General features: G+C 41.6%; 13 protein-coding genes. 6 read left to right on the top strand and 7 right to left on the bottom strand.

What is annotated here, in order from left to right:
- Positions 1 to 136: 136 nt before the first annotated feature.
- Both FTT74_RS11300 and FTT74_RS11295 read right to left on the bottom strand, forming a co-directional pair.
- Complete coding sequence (locus tag FTT74_RS11300; RefSeq protein ID WP_004971726.1) at positions 137 to 592, bottom strand: thioesterase family protein; 456 nt, start codon at positions 590 to 592, stop codon at positions 137 to 139.
- Positions 593 to 759: 167 nt separating this feature from the next.
- Complete coding sequence (locus FTT74_RS11295; RefSeq protein ID WP_131261155.1) at positions 760 to 2,142, bottom strand: Do family serine endopeptidase; 1,383 nt, start codon at positions 2,140 to 2,142, stop codon at positions 760 to 762.
- A 331-nt stretch (positions 2,143 to 2,473) separates the two neighbouring features.
- On the opposite strand from FTT74_RS11295, the gene nadB reads away from it, so the two are divergent.
- Entirely contained in the window at positions 2,474 to 4,108 is a 1,635-nt protein-coding gene (gene nadB, locus FTT74_RS11290) for an L-aspartate oxidase (RefSeq protein ID WP_154320890.1), read from the top strand.
- 178 nt (positions 4,109 to 4,286) lie between these two features.
- On the opposite strand, the gene mtlD is transcribed toward nadB, so the two are convergent.
- The 5 genes from mtlD to pabC all read right to left on the bottom strand — a co-directional run bounded on the left by mtlD (position 4,287) and on the right by pabC (position 9,641).
- On the bottom strand, positions 4,287 to 6,416 hold the full coding sequence (gene mtlD / locus FTT74_RS11285) for a bifunctional mannitol-1-phosphate dehydrogenase/phosphatase (protein WP_179989035.1): 2,130 nt from the start codon (positions 6,414 to 6,416) through the stop codon (positions 4,287 to 4,289).
- Between the two features lie 194 nt (positions 6,417 to 6,610).
- Positions 6,611 to 7,021: a PaaI family thioesterase gene (locus tag FTT74_RS11280; protein ID WP_096901103.1), complete on the bottom strand. Its 411-nt coding sequence runs from the start codon at positions 7,019 to 7,021 to the stop codon at positions 6,611 to 6,613.
- A 118-nt stretch (positions 7,022 to 7,139) separates the two neighbouring features.
- A complete protein-coding gene (gene tmk / locus FTT74_RS11275; protein WP_131261157.1) occupies positions 7,140 to 7,748 on the bottom strand; it encodes a dTMP kinase in 609 nt (202 codons plus the stop codon).
- A gap of 2 nt (positions 7,749 to 7,750) precedes the next feature.
- Positions 7,751 to 8,815: an endolytic transglycosylase MltG gene (gene mltG / locus FTT74_RS11270; protein WP_004971735.1), complete on the bottom strand. Its 1,065-nt coding sequence runs from the start codon at positions 8,813 to 8,815 to the stop codon at positions 7,751 to 7,753.
- Complete coding sequence (gene pabC, locus FTT74_RS11265) at positions 8,808 to 9,641, bottom strand: aminodeoxychorismate lyase (protein ID WP_019837698.1); 834 nt, start codon at positions 9,639 to 9,641, stop codon at positions 8,808 to 8,810. Before pabC ends, mltG begins: the two co-directional genes overlap by 8 nt.
- Positions 9,642 to 9,801: 160 nt before the next feature.
- Between pabC and FTT74_RS11260 the strand changes: the two genes are divergently transcribed.
- The 5 genes from FTT74_RS11260 to FTT74_RS11240 all read left to right on the top strand — a co-directional run bounded on the left by FTT74_RS11260 (position 9,802) and on the right by FTT74_RS11240 (position 14,618).
- Positions 9,802 to 10,809 (top strand): sulfate ABC transporter substrate-binding protein, encoded by a 1,008-nt coding sequence (locus tag FTT74_RS11260; protein ID WP_004971740.1) that lies wholly within the window; start codon positions 9,802 to 9,804, stop codon positions 10,807 to 10,809.
- Positions 10,810 to 11,128: 319 nt separating this feature from the next.
- Positions 11,129 to 11,734: an alpha/beta hydrolase gene (locus tag FTT74_RS11255; RefSeq protein WP_179989036.1), complete on the top strand. Its 606-nt coding sequence runs from the start codon at positions 11,129 to 11,131 to the stop codon at positions 11,732 to 11,734.
- Positions 11,735 to 11,821: 87 nt separating this feature from the next.
- Positions 11,822 to 12,655: a sulfate ABC transporter permease subunit CysT gene (cysT, locus tag FTT74_RS11250; RefSeq protein ID WP_096901107.1), complete on the top strand. Its 834-nt coding sequence runs from the start codon at positions 11,822 to 11,824 to the stop codon at positions 12,653 to 12,655.
- Positions 12,652 to 13,545, top strand: coding sequence for a sulfate ABC transporter permease subunit CysW (gene cysW / locus FTT74_RS11245; RefSeq protein WP_096901108.1), 894 nt, complete (start codon positions 12,652 to 12,654; stop codon positions 13,543 to 13,545). Before cysT ends, cysW begins: the two co-directional genes overlap by 4 nt.
- Positions 13,546 to 13,556: 11 nt before the next feature.
- On the top strand, positions 13,557 to 14,618 hold the full coding sequence (locus FTT74_RS11240) for a sulfate/molybdate ABC transporter ATP-binding protein (RefSeq protein ID WP_168417798.1): 1,062 nt from the start codon (positions 13,557 to 13,559) through the stop codon (positions 14,616 to 14,618).
- Positions 14,619 to 14,636: the final 18 nt, after the last annotated feature.

The following is a 14,636-nucleotide window of genomic DNA, read 5'->3' as shown; positions in this document are numbered from 1 at the left end:
AAATCATTTGAATGATTTCTTCTTGGTCTACGTGCCATAAAATACTCCATATATTGATGTTTATAACATCATTTGAGGAGCAGAATATCACTTATAGGAGTTGTTCAAATTTACGGATCCATCTCTGTGCTTCAACTCATCTTAATGAATCATACTCACTAAAATCCAACGGATTCACATCAGCAGCAAGGGGTTGATAGGCTTGCGTAAATGTCGGTGACATGCGTTTTGGACGACCTGTAGCAATTTCCACACAAGCCCATTGTGTATTGCCCATAAACAGCAGACTTTTATCTTGAGGGCGATAAAACGCATATTGGCGGAATGAATACAACGCATTCAAATCACTTAACCATGTACGCAAAATCAGCTCCTCACCTTCGAGTGCCGCTTTACGATATTGCACATGATGTTCCACCGCCACCATCGCATGTTTTAGTTTTAAGTATTCCAGCACCCCTAAACCTAATGTTTCGATATGTGCCGATGCTACATCCTGCATCCACTGCACATACACCACATTATTTACATGCCCTAAAATATCAATATGTTCTGGCTGTACGGTGATTTTTAAATCAAATATGCTGCTCATGTCATCCTTTTAACTAAAACGGCGATGTCGGTCTAGTCTAACAAAAATACCGAGTTACATAAAAAAGTCGCCCTAATTCAAGAGCGACTTCCTTAAAATAAGTGGCTATTTAAAGTTTAGCAAGATTCTAAATTTTAGATAGATTTACGATTTTATGCCACATCAACTTATTGAATACGCATGCCAATAATCGCACGTTGCCCTTGACGGATAATCACCACACGCGCAATTGTACCTTGTTTCAAGGTAGATACTGTTTCAACAAATTGGTTGGCATTTTGGATGGTGGTGTTATTCAGTTGCACAATCACATCACCTGGCATAATACGTGCCTGAGCTGCCGAACCACCACGACGCACTTCCTGAATCAACACACCGCCTTTAATATCTAATTGGCGTTGTTCTGCAACGCTTAAATCACGAATCGACACCCCTAAAACAGGGCCTTTGGCTGCGGTATCAGGGTTGTTTTTGGCAGGCGTGTCGTCAGGTGCTGTGCTCACCGTAGCGGTAATATTACGGCGTTTATCATCGCGTAATACTTCAAGCTGAATACTTTGATTTGGCACTGAACGGTTTAAATAGTTCAACAATTCAGACGTTCTGGAAATAGGTGTGCCGTTGTATTTAAGAATCACATCGCCCGCGCGCAAACCTGCACGTGCCGCAGGTGAGTTTGGTGCAACTTGAGTAATTAATGAACCTTCAGGCTTACTGAGTTTATAAGATTCTGCCAAATTGCGGTCAATATCTTGCAAACTCACCCCTAAATAAGAACGAGTCACTTTACCGTTACGCTTTAACTGATCGGCAACATCCATGGCAACATCAATAGGAATGGAGAATGACAAGCCCATATAACCACCCGTACCACTAAAAATACGGGAGTTCACGCCGACCACTTCACCGCGCTGGTTAAATAGTGGCCCGCCTGAGTTACCTGGGTTAAGCGCCACATCGGTCTGAATAAATGGCACTGAAGTTTCACCCATCATATTACGCATTTTGGCACTCACGATTCCTGCCGATGCAGAATAGTCAAAGCCAAATGGTGAACCAATCGCAAGTACAGGCTCACCTACACGTAATTGATCGACATTGCCTGTACGCAGTTCTGGATAACTGCTGCCCTGCACTTTTAATAACGCGACATCGGTACGTTCATCACTACCCACGACAGTTGCATCAAGTTCACGGCGGTCATTCAGTACAATGGTAACTTTAGAAGCATCTTCAACAACGTGGTGATTGGTTAAAAGGTATCCATCTTTACTGATAAAAAAGGCACTGCCGTAACCTGTTTTTTCTTGTGGAATTTGCTGTTGAGGAATAATCACTTGATTGCCAAAAAAACGGCGTAAAATTTCTGGAACTTGTTGTTGTAAGAGTTCTTCCTGACTCATTTTTTTGACAACATTGACACTCACCACCGCAGGACTAACCTGCTCAACCAAATTAGAAAAGTCTACTGGTGGTGCTGCTTGAGTCTGCACAGTTGCCATAGTAAAAACAGCCGCATATAAACCTTTTTTTAAGTTGCGATTTTTCATAAATAGCATTCACTCAATAATAATTATGACTTTGAACTCACCTTATTTAGCACAAAATAATAGGCTTTTGCGTAATAAAATGTTGAATCTTTTTCAATTACGGTTTGGCAGGCACTGTGGAGGATAGCTGAGATAGCATCTTATATTTGACCCATCAAAAATGATGCGCCAAAGTGCTATAAATGAAAAGCGTGGAATCGAATCACAATAAAAGTGGGATATTCCATAAAAGTTGCCAGTTTATTCTTTTTTTTCATTATTCAAATCCACTTCGCACTTGCCTTTTTCTGTAAAAAGGGGTGTCATTATCCAACTTTTTTCAAATTAGCTGATGGACATGCCTAATTTAAACACAACACATCAATTTGATGTGATTATTGTGGGAAGTGGTGGTGCAGGTTTGAGTTTAGCGCTCTCATTACCCCAGCATTTCAATATTGCCGTTTTGGCGAAATCTACCCTCACTGAAGCCAGCACCTTCTATGCGCAAGGCGGTGTCGCGGCAGTGCTTGATGAAACAGATTCAATTGAACAACACATAGATGACACTATGATTGCAGGTGCGCATTTATGTGAAATGGATGCCGTCAAACAAACCGTAGAAGGCGGCAAACCTTCGGTAGATTTTCTGCTGAGACAAGGTGTTCAATTTACTTTAGATGAACAAGAACAGTTGCACTTAACCCGTGAAGGCGGTCACTCACAGCGACGTATTATTCATGCAGCCGATGCAACAGGACGCGCAATTTCGACCACTTTAGTACAACGTGTCCAAGAACAGCAAAACATCACCATTTTTGAAAATTTTATTGCGATTGACCTAATTACCTCGCAAAAATTAGGTTTAAATGAAAGCAATCGCACTTTAGGCTTATATGCACTAGATGAAAAAACACAAAAAGTGCATAGCTTCCTTGCTCCGTTTACCGCACTTGCCTGCGGTGGTGCAATGAAAGCCTATCTATATACATCTAACCCAGACATTGCCACAGGTGATGGTATGGCCATGGCATACCGTGCAGGTTGCCGTGTGGCAAATATGGAGTTTAATCAATTCCACCCGACCTGTTTGTATCATCCCCAAGCACGTTCGTTTTTAATTACTGAAGCCATGCGTGGTGAAGGTGCATATTTGCGTTTACCCGATGGTGAGCGTTTTATGCTGCGTTTTGATGAGCGTGCAGAATTGGCGCCACGTGACATTGTAGCACGTGCGATTGACTATGAAATCAAACGCTTAGGCATTCGTCATGTGTGGTTAGACATCACCCATAAACCTGCAGAATTTGTGAAAGAACACTTCCCAACGCTGTATGCACGTTTACTGGAATTGGGCATTGATATCACTACCGATATGATTCCTGTTGTACCTGCTGCCCACTACACTTGTGGCGGAGTAATGGTGGATGAACATAGTCAAACCGATATTGCAGGTTTATATGCGATTGGTGAAACTTCTTATACAGGTTTGCATGGCGCTAACCGTATGGCAAGTAACTCTCTTTTAGAATGTTTTGTCTATGGAATGGCTGCCGCCAAACATATTGAAGCCCATTACACTGCAGATTATAGCTCGCCTGAAGTTCCTGCTTGGGATGATTCGCAAGTGACGAACCCTGACGAAGATGTGGTGATTTTACAAAACTGGGATGAGCTACGTGCAACCATGTGGAACTATGTCGGCATTGTACGCACCACTAAGCGTTTAGAGCGTGCCTTACACCGTATTGAAATGCTAAAACGTGAAATCACCGAGTATTATCAGGACTATCAAGTCAGTAAAAACTTGATTGAGCTGCGTAATTTGGTTCTGGTTTCTGAAATGATTGTGCGCTGTGCCATGCAACGCAAAGAATCACGTGGTTTACACTTCACGCTAGATTATCCAGAGCTTGCGCCTGAATTGCGTAAAACTGTGCTCATTCCACCAAATTTCCAAGTGGAAACTCCATTGGTGAATGAGTGATCTGATTGCTTGTTACACAACAGCATTTGCATAAAAGTATCTGTGAATAAAGTGCATTTGAATTCTAATGCAAGAAAGCACCGAATCGTGTTCCATAACACGATTCGATATTTTATCATTTTGAATATGATGACGTTAACTTACTAAACCTCCCCCCAAGAATTCATCAAGTTGAGTTTTAGATTACGGCTGCAACTTGAGTACCATCTTGAATAAATGCTTCTAAGCGAACTTGACCAGCCAATAGTTGCTGTAATTGGTGGCTAATTATGTACTGCAATTGCTGTCGTGTCTGTTCGTCTATAGGCGCATTTTGCAATTGTTTTGACAAATGCTGTAATGCTGCTTGAGCCCCCAACTGCTGCATTTTAATTGCATACAGATAGCCCAACACCACTCCTTTCTGCACATAATTTGCAGCTAAATCATGCTGCAGATGATAAATCAAAGCACCCATCACCCGTTCATTGGCTGAGAGTTTACGCAAAGGGTCACGTGCCACACGCTGACACGGGTCTTTATAGGCATGTTCACATGAGTCCAGAAAGCTCTGTGCCAGATGCTTTAAGTTTTGCTGACGATGCGGCAACTGTGCAGCTAATCCCAACGCTACTTGTGCCGAAACAGCGCGGGTAAAATCTGCAACCAATGGGTCTGCCATTGCGACACCAATACTGTTATGCCCTATTAAACTGGATAACCAAGCCATCATGGCATGTACACCATTCCATAAACGATTTTTAATGAGTTGGATTTCGGCAATATCATCTACCAAAATCATTTGACGCATGTGTTGCAATAATGGACTGGCATTTTCCACATAAATAGGCATGTCACTTTCAGCATGAAATAAAATTAAATCCATACTTTGCAAAATGTGACTGGGCTGAAAATTGCGTCTTAAATCTTCTACATATAAGGTGGCTTGACGCTCTTGCTCAGGCTGCAATCGAGTATTGTCTTCAATTTCAATTGGCTCTGCTTCGTCATCCAACTGAAATTGCTTAAAAATATTATACTTGATGCGTAATTGGCGATATAAGTTTTGATCGCTTAATTTAGAGACCATTCTATTTACGACAGTATCGCAAAAATAATGCTGCGCCATAATTTTGGCTGCCGTATCGGGATCCAACAACGCCTCTAACGCCTGATGAATATGCGTCATCAAGAGCTGTTTTGCCCCAACTTTATTTAAAATTACCAAAATAGTTAAAGGCTGATGGAGTTCAAATTGCGCTATAAAACGGGCATATAAGCCCTGCGCAATTACTTTAGCCTCTTGCTGTAAAGCATGTTCAGGCAAACATAATGCAATTAGGCTCGACTCCACATACATTTGCTGCATCTGCTGCAAGTTCTCCGCATCAATGATGTGCATATTTTCAATTCGTTCATCATAAGAACATTGTCCATAACGAATTGAATACGTTCCAAAGGCGTTTACTGCAGAACGATATAAGGTATTCCGTGTAGAAGCATAAATACGTTTAGGACGGGTATAGCCATCCCAGTGCGATAAAATTTGGGCCAAATAGCCCCCACCTATTGCACCAAAACCATGAATCCCCACACTCAACTGATTTAAAGTTTGCGGGAAGGCCTCTTGTAAACTCGGCATTTCCAATACAGGAATAACTTGATTTAAGTCATCTAAATAAGCTTGCATACTTGCGTAATAATGCTGCGTGAGTGACAACATATTAGCATTAGGTTTTTTTATATCCCGAAATAGTATGGTTATGCCACCCGCTGCATGTGCAGATTTGATTCCATTTTCAGAATCTTCCAGCATGAAACATTCGCTGGGTTCTAGATTAATTTTTTGTGCGGCTGTTATAAAAATTTCAGGATGTGGCTTGCCCTGTTGCACCTCATCGCCACAAACTAATACATCAAAAAACTTATAGACATTGGCATTAATCAAATATTCTTCGGCAATGGCACGACGACTAGACGTAGCAACCGCCATTCTCAAGCCAGACTTTCGTAACCGCTCTAATACCTGCAACAAACTTTTTTTAATGGGCACACCAAAATTGCGCACACTTTCTAGTTCTAGTTCATCAGCACGCTGACGGATCTCACGGTAAGGAATGTCTGCACCATATTCTGCTTGAGCCAGTTGTTCAGCGCTCTTTGCACTCAAACCCAAACATTGCATGAGGTATACGTCTGAAAATTCAACGCCAATGAGCTCCTGAGATGCCTGCTTCAATGTTTGAAACCGTAATCGTTCAGTATCAAACATTGTTCCATCCATATCAAAGATTGCTCCATGAACAATATTGTTCTTAAATTTAAGCATTTAGCTCCCTTGTTTTATTACTTACGGGTTGCTAGCTTAGACAAAAGCAGATTTGATCTATATGAAAAACATAAAATGAAATATTTGTGATTATTTTTTAACCAATAAAACCCTGATTTTCATGTGGTATGTGTACATATGTAACCACATGGTAAATATAAGTAACTAAAATTAAGATAAAGCTGACTTTATTCTCAGCCAATCTGTGGAATCGAATACGTCCCTGTGACATGCGCCACGGCATCATCTACACCTTCGGAATATACCCAAACCTCACCGACCACGAGGTTTTTCCCTACTTTCATTAAGCGACATTCACCACGTAAATTACGCCCTGCTGCGGGCTTGCGTAAAAAGTTGATGTTTAAATTACTGGTCACCGCCAAAGCCACCAAACCCAACTCCCCTAAAATGGCGATATAAAGTGCATAGTCTGCAACGGTCATCATAGTCGGCCCTGATACCGTACCACCTGGGCGTAAATCACGTTCATCGATGTGATAATTCACCAATGCCCCACGTGGCGTGATGGACACAATTTCACATTTTTCCAAACTTTGCGGAAACTCAACTTTTAAAAATTCAATAATTTCGTCTTTGGTCATATTTACTATTCGCTATTATTTAAATAAAAAAATCTTCTAAAGCATTTCCACTATAGAAGATTTTTCCATTCAATCAAATGCATAACCATGACCCATTGGCTTGTTATACCTTTGTTTGTTATGCCTTAGCTTGCAAATAGTGCATCGCCTGTGCAAATACTTGATCGGGGCTTTGTGTTGCATCTAAGCGCTTCACTCGCTCAGGGTGTCGCTCCCACAAAGTTTGATAGCCACCTCTTACTTTCTCAAAGAAAGTTGCTTTCTCTTGTTCAAAACGATCAAGTTCACCACGTGCCCGTGCACGGGTCATACCCAGTTCAATCGGTGCATCCAGCCAGAAAGTTAAGTCAGGCATACGTGCCACAAAGTTATTATTTAAAGTCTGCAACTTGCTTTCACTCAAACCACGTCCTGCACACTGATAAGCAAAACTCGCATCACTAAAACGGTCACACAGTACAGTTTTTCCTGCAGCCAACGCAGGTAAAATCACCCGATCTAAATGCTGTGCACGCGCTGCATACATCAACAATAACTCAGTGTCTGAACACATTTTTTCTTCATGGTTGACCTCGAGCAACAAAGCACGAATTTGCTCTGCCATAGGGGTTCCACCCGGTTCACGGGTTAAAACCACCGACTGACCTTGTGCAGTAAAATAATCATGAATACGGCGAATAAGTGTAGTTTTGCCTACCCCTTCAGTACCTTCAAAACTGATAAACATGCTTATTCCCCTGATTTTTTCGTGCGTAGTACGTTTAAATATTCCTGTACGGCACGGTTATGATCTTGCAAATTGGTGCTAAATTTATGCCCACCGTTACCTGTCGCGACAAAATAAATATTGTCAGATTGGTCTGGATGCATAGCCGCTTCAATGGCTTTTTGACTTGGCAAAGCAATTGGTGTTGGCGTTAAGCCACTCATGGTATAGGTGTTGTATGGCGTTGGAGTGCGTAAATCCTGACGGGTGATATTGCCCTGATAACGGTCACCCATACCATAAATCACGGTTGGGTCAGTCTGTAAACGCATCCCCAGTTTTAAACGACGTACAAACACACCCGAAACCTGCTCTAATTCAGCATCAACATTGGTTTCTTTTTCAATAATAGATGCCATGATTAAAGCTTCATATTTATTTTTATAGGGCAAATCTGCTGCACGATTATTCCAAGCATCATCCAATGATTTCATTTGACGCTGATATAAATCGGTTAATATTTTACGGTCAGTTTCACCTTTGGCAAAGAAATAAGTATTCGGCGCAAATAAACCTTCGGGATGTGTAAAAGGAATATTTAAAGCTTTTAGCATTTGATCATACGGCAAATGCGACACTTCTTTGGTGACCAACTCATCTTTCTTTAACGCATCAATCAATTGTTTAAAAGTCGTGCCTTCGATCACCAAAATACGGTTCATTTGTGCATTTTCAGCATTGGCGATCATTTCCATAACCTGACGCACACTCATGCCCTGACGAACTTCATACACGCCTTTTTTCATGCTGTCGTGAATCATCACTCGTTGATAGAGCTTTAAAACAATTGGAAAATTCACATGATCTTGTTCTGCCAAACGATCAATAAAGCGTGAATAGGTATCACCATCATTAATTGCCAATAATTGTTTTTTGCCTTCAATAGGATAATCTTTAAATAAGCTTGACCATAAGATCATGCCAATGACCAAAAACAGTCCGAGTACAAAAATAAGCGCACCCTGAATAGCACGCTTAGACCATATAGGTTTGGTTTTCTTTTTAGATTTTGATGGACGCTTAGACATAAGAATGAATCTGATTCAGTTGAAGTTGCTTAAATAGTTCCACACACGGCTGCACATCTAAAACCTGCTGCCCTAAATGGCTGACAATTTTCATGGGCGTTAAGGCATTACAGAAAAACAGACTTTGAATCTGCGCAATTTCCGAAACATGAACATCACGCTGTTCACAATGCAAATTCTGTTGTTGCATGCGCGATAAAATTTCTGCCCGCATGACACCGTGCACGCCATTATAACCAAGTTGCGGGGTAATCCATGTATTGTTTATACGAATGAAACAATTACTACTCACACCTTCAACCACACTGCCCTGTACATCAGTAACCAAAGCTTCTGTCCAGCCTTTTTGATCGGCTTCTTGTTTGAGCAATACCTGTTCTAGTCGGTTTAGACTTTTCAGCCCAACTAAATTCGGCATGCTTAGTCCAATCGCTTGTGCCAAGATGCCACTTTGAATGATGTCATAATGATATGCCGTATCTAAAGCCGCTTGTACTTGTGGATAGAAAAACACCCAAACATCGGCAGGATGATCAGGCAAGCTGTAGCCACGCTGCCCCACACCACGACTTAAAACAATCTTCAAAGTACCATTTAACTCGCCATGCGCCTGCTTTAAAAGTGTCAGCGTTTCAGTGATTAACTCAAGATTGGCATTTAAAGAAAGTTGGCGATTGGCATATTGCAAACGCGCCAAATGGCGGTCAAATAATTCAATTTGATTTTGGCGAAAACGTGCAGTGCTAAAGCATCCATCACCATAATGAAACGCGCGATCTAACACATGAATCTGCTCGGTAGGCTTGGCATTTTTATAACACTGCATGGAAGAAGTACTCGTTATTTATCTCTAAATATAGAAAACAATGAAGAAATTTATATTTATCATTTACTGATATTCACCGCATTTTAAATTATTTTTTCAGCAAATAGACTACCGATATGCTTGCCTCATTCAACAACAGATTTAATACCTGAGGTCAAACATGAACTTTACAAAACTGAAAATTGGACTACTGGCGGCAGTACTTTCGGCAACAACCTTGAGCGTTTCTGCAAAAGACTTTCTGAATGTTTCCTACGATCCAACCCGTGAATTATACGATAACTTTAACAAAGATTTCGGTGCGTACTGGAAAAAAGCCACCGGGCAAAACATTAACTTTAAACAATCGCATGGCGGTTCGGGCAAACAGGCACGTGCGGTGATTGATGGTCTAGGTGCCGATGTCGTGACTTTGGCACTGGCTGCCGATATTGATGAAATTGCCAAACGCGGTCTATTACCTAAAGACTGGCAAAAGAAATTTCCGCACAACTCGACCCCTTATACATCCACAATTGTATTTTTAGTGCGTAAAGGCAACCCGAAAGGTATTCGAGATTGGGGCGATTTGGTCAAACCTGGTGTGGAAATCATTACTCCAAATCCAAAAACATCTGGCGGTGCACGCTGGAACTATTTGGCAGCGTGGGCATGGGCAAAACATCAACCTGCGGGCAATGATGCTAAAGCGCAAGAGTTTGTTCGCCAAATTTATAAACAAACCAAAGTATTGGATTCAGGCGCACGTGGCTCAACCACCACTTTTGCAGAACGTGGCATTGGTGATGTTTTGTTAGCTTGGGAAAATGAAGCCTATTTAGCCGTGCGTGAACAACCGGGTAAATTTGAGATCATCACGCCTTCTCTATCTATTTTGGCTGAACCGCCTGTGGCGATTGTAGAGAAAAATGTGCAAAAAGATGGCAATCAACACTTAGCCAAAGCCTATTTAAACTATCTCTATTCGCCTGCGGGTCAAAACATTGCTGCGAAGAATTATTACCGACCACGTAATGCTACGGTGTTGGCACAATATAAGTCGCAATTTAAACCATTGAAGTTGGTGACTATTGATCAAGAGTTTGGTGGATGGAGCAAAGTTCAGAAGCAACACTTTGAAAATGATGGCATTTTCGATCAGATTGTCAAAGCCAACCAAACCAAATAATACTCCGAAAGGTAAATCATACCAAAGCTCTAGCTGAAAACACCCAAATTGAAAAATGCGGGTGTTTTCACAAACGCATTTTTACCTGATTCACATATATCTCTTTTATTCATATAAAATTCATTTTTAATTATTTTTTTTGCATAGAAACTCTAGTTATCCTTGTTGCAGATTATTTAAAACATGAATTTTACAGCATTATCTTACTGAGTTTTGAATCCAAGTGATCACAGCCAAAGCTGAAAATGATGGGTTCAATTCATATTCAAGCGTTATTCAGATCATTATTTCAGGCTGAAATATGCGAAGGAGCATCGACATGATTCATACCGTAATTGTTCCAGGTGTAGGTGGCAGTGAACATGCTCACTGGCAATCTTGGTTACAACGACAACTCATGTCTTGCTCGCGTGTACAACAGTCAGACTGGAATAGCCCAATTTTACAGAACTGGGTTGCTGAATTTGTCAAAACAGTTGCCCCAATTCAGGACGACATTCAAATTGTGGCGCACAGTTTTGGTTGTCTGACCACAGTGGCAGCATTGGCGCAGCACCCTGAACTGCAGGCGAAAATAAAAAATGTGGTTTTGGTTGCACCTGCTAACCCTGCCCGTTTTGGTGAGTCTGGTTTTGCACAATATAGCCAAAGCAATTATTCGGCATATTTTCAGCAACTTAAATTGGCTGTACCGACACGCTTATTGATCAGTGAAAATGACCCGTGGCTAAGTTTTGCAGATGCACAGGCACTTGCCCAAGCATGGCAATTAACACCGATTAATTTAGGACAAGTGGGTCATATTAATGTTGCATCAGGCTTTGGGGCATTTCCTGAAATTTATGATTATTTGATTGCAGAAAATATGCAATCACATATCAGTATTTCTGATAACAACAAGTATTTATTCAAATTTGCAATTTAATCTTCGCAAATTATGCTTGTGCCGAATTTATCTTTTGCTTTTATCTGTTTGTTTTCAAACACTCATTCTCTCTTTTGAGGAGTCATCATGTCGCAGCGATCCAAAGTGCTGCCAGGATTTGGTCTTTCTCTAGGCTTTACCCTAGCGTATTTATCCTTAATTGTTCTTATTCCCTTATCGGCTGTATTTATTAAATCGCTGGGTATCGGTTGGGATGGTTTATGGGAAATTTTAAGTTCAGAACGTATCCAAAAATCTTTGCAACTCAGTTTTAGCGCTGCGCTCATTGCAGCCTTTATTAATGTCGTCTTCGGCTTATTATTGGCATGGTGTTTGGTACGATACAGCTTTCCGGGCAAACGTATTATAGATTCTTTGGTCGATTTACCTTTTGCATTGCCTACTGCAGTTGCGGGTATTGCCCTGACTTCTTTATACGCACCGACTGGCTGGATTGGACAATATTTAGAACCATTAGGCATTAAAGTCGCGTATACCCCTATCGGGATTACCCTTGCCCTGATTTTTATTGGTATTCCATTTGTTGTGCGTACCGTGCAACCCGTACTCAGTGACTTAGAAACCGAGTTGGAAGAAGCAGCATCTGCGCTAGGGGCTAACCGCTTTCAAATTGTCACCAAAGTGATTTTCCCTATTTTATTGCCTGCACTGATTACAGGTTTTGCACTCGCATTTGCGCGTGGCGTGGGTGAATATGGCTCGGTAATTTTCATTGCAGGTAACCAACCATTTAAAACTGAAATTGCACCCTTAATGATTATTTCTCGTTTAGAAGAATATGACTACGCAGGTGCAACCACAATTGCTGTGGTGATGTTGCTGATTTCTTTTGTCATGCTGTTCTTAATTAACTTATTACAAGCATGGGCAAGTCGTCGCACAGGGAGAGCTGCACGATGAGTTTAAATACCAACAGCAATGCTTTGGCTGAAAAACTACAATCACGCGATGCAACACGTGAACCGACTTGGGTACGCTATACCCTGATTGCAATTGCCTTCATTTTCTTCTTAAGCTGTCTGATTTTGCCGCTGATTTTGGTTTTTGTCGAAGCGTTTAAACAAGGCATTGGTGTCTATGCCCAAGCATTGGTGCATCCTGACACTTTATCGGCAGTGAAATTAACCTTACTCACTGCAGCCATTGCCGTACCTTTAAACGTGGTATTTGGTATTGCCGCAGCGTGGTCAGTGGCGAAATTCAATTTCCGTGGTAAGTCGATCCTCACCACCTTAATTGATATGCCTTTTTCAGTTTCTCCTGTCATTGCAGGTTTAATGCTAGTCCTGATTTTTGGTACACAAGGTTGGATGGGCGGCTGGTTGATGGAACACGACATCAAAGTTTTATATGCCGTACCTGCAATTGTGATTGCCACCATCTTCATTACTGTACCTTTTGTGGCGCGTGAATTGATTCCTTTAATGGAAGCGCAAGGCACAGAGGAAGAAGAAGCTGCGATTGTATTAGGTGCATCGGGTTGGCAGACCTTCTGGAAAGTCACTTTGCCAAACATAAAATGGGGGTTAATTTACGGCGTGATTCTGTGTAATGCCCGCGCAATGGGTGAGTTTGGCGCGGTATCTGTGGTATCGGGGCATATTCGCGGAGAAACCAACACCCTACCGCTGCACGTCGAAATTCTCTATAACGAATATACCTTTAGTGCTGCGTTTGCGGTGTCCTCTCTCTTGGCACTTCTCGCGATTGTGACCCTGATTTTAAAAACTTGGGTTGAAATTCGCCAAGAAAAGCAAAACCAACGCAATGAAGATTCAACTGTTTCTTAAGGAATGACCGCATGAGTATTCAAGTTAAAAATATTGAAAAAAATTTTGGTGCATTCCATGCACTTAAAGACATCTCCCTCGATTTTCCAGATGGTCAATTGGTAGCACTGCTTGGGCCTTCAGGCTGTGGTAAAACCACCTTGTTGCGTATTATTGCAGGATTAGAGTCGGCAGATCGTGGGCAAGTGATATTAGAGGGTCAGGATGCAACCGATGTGCATGTGCGCGAACGTCAAGTTGGATTCGTTTTCCAACACTATGCCCTATTCCGCCACATGACCGTATTTGACAATATCGCATTTGGTTTACGGGTACGTCCACGTGCAACCCGACCTTCAGAAGCCGAGATTAAAAAGCGTGTTATGCGTTTACTCGACTTGGTACAGTTAAGCTTTTTAGCAGACCGTTATCCTGCGCAGTTATCGGGTGGACAACGTCAACGTATTGCTTTGGCACGTGCCTTAGCGGTAGAACCACGCGTATTGTTATTGGATGAACCTTTTGGTGCGCTTGATGCCAAAGTGCGTAAAGAATTACGTCGTTGGTTAAGAACTTTGCATGATGAATTACACATCACTTCAATTTTCGTGACCCACGATCAGGAAGAAGCACTCGAAGTTGCCGATCAAATTATTGTCATGAACAAAGGTAATGTCGAACAAATTGGTTCACCGCGTGAAGTGTATGAACAGCCTGCAACTCCGTTTGTATTTGACTTCTTAGGTCAAGCCAACCGTTTTGAAGGACAACATCATCAAGGGATTGTGCAAATTGGTGAAGATCGCGTACAACTTCTCAATCAACCAAATGCACCACAAGGCAAAGTGATTGCATTTGCGCGTCCAGATGAGTTGCATATTCATGCCCAACCACAGGAAAATACCATTCAAGCGACCTTCTTACGTGAGGTTTGGATTGCTGGTAAAGTAGTTGCAGAATTGCAAGATCGCCAAGGGAATTTAATTGAAATTGCACTCACTGCAGATGAAGCGAAACTGCACCAATTCCGCCCAAATCAAACGGTTTGGTTAAGTGTAACCACTTTACATTTATTTGAAAATCAAGTCGCATAAGGACATCAAGATGGAGCC

This window comes from Acinetobacter sp. YH01007 (genome assembly GCF_013420425.1).
In the GTDB taxonomy this organism is placed as follows: Bacteria; Pseudomonadota; Gammaproteobacteria; order Pseudomonadales; family Moraxellaceae; genus Acinetobacter; species Acinetobacter towneri.
The sequence above is the reverse complement of the archived record's forward strand: the minus strand, read 5'-3'. Positions and strand labels throughout refer to the sequence as shown.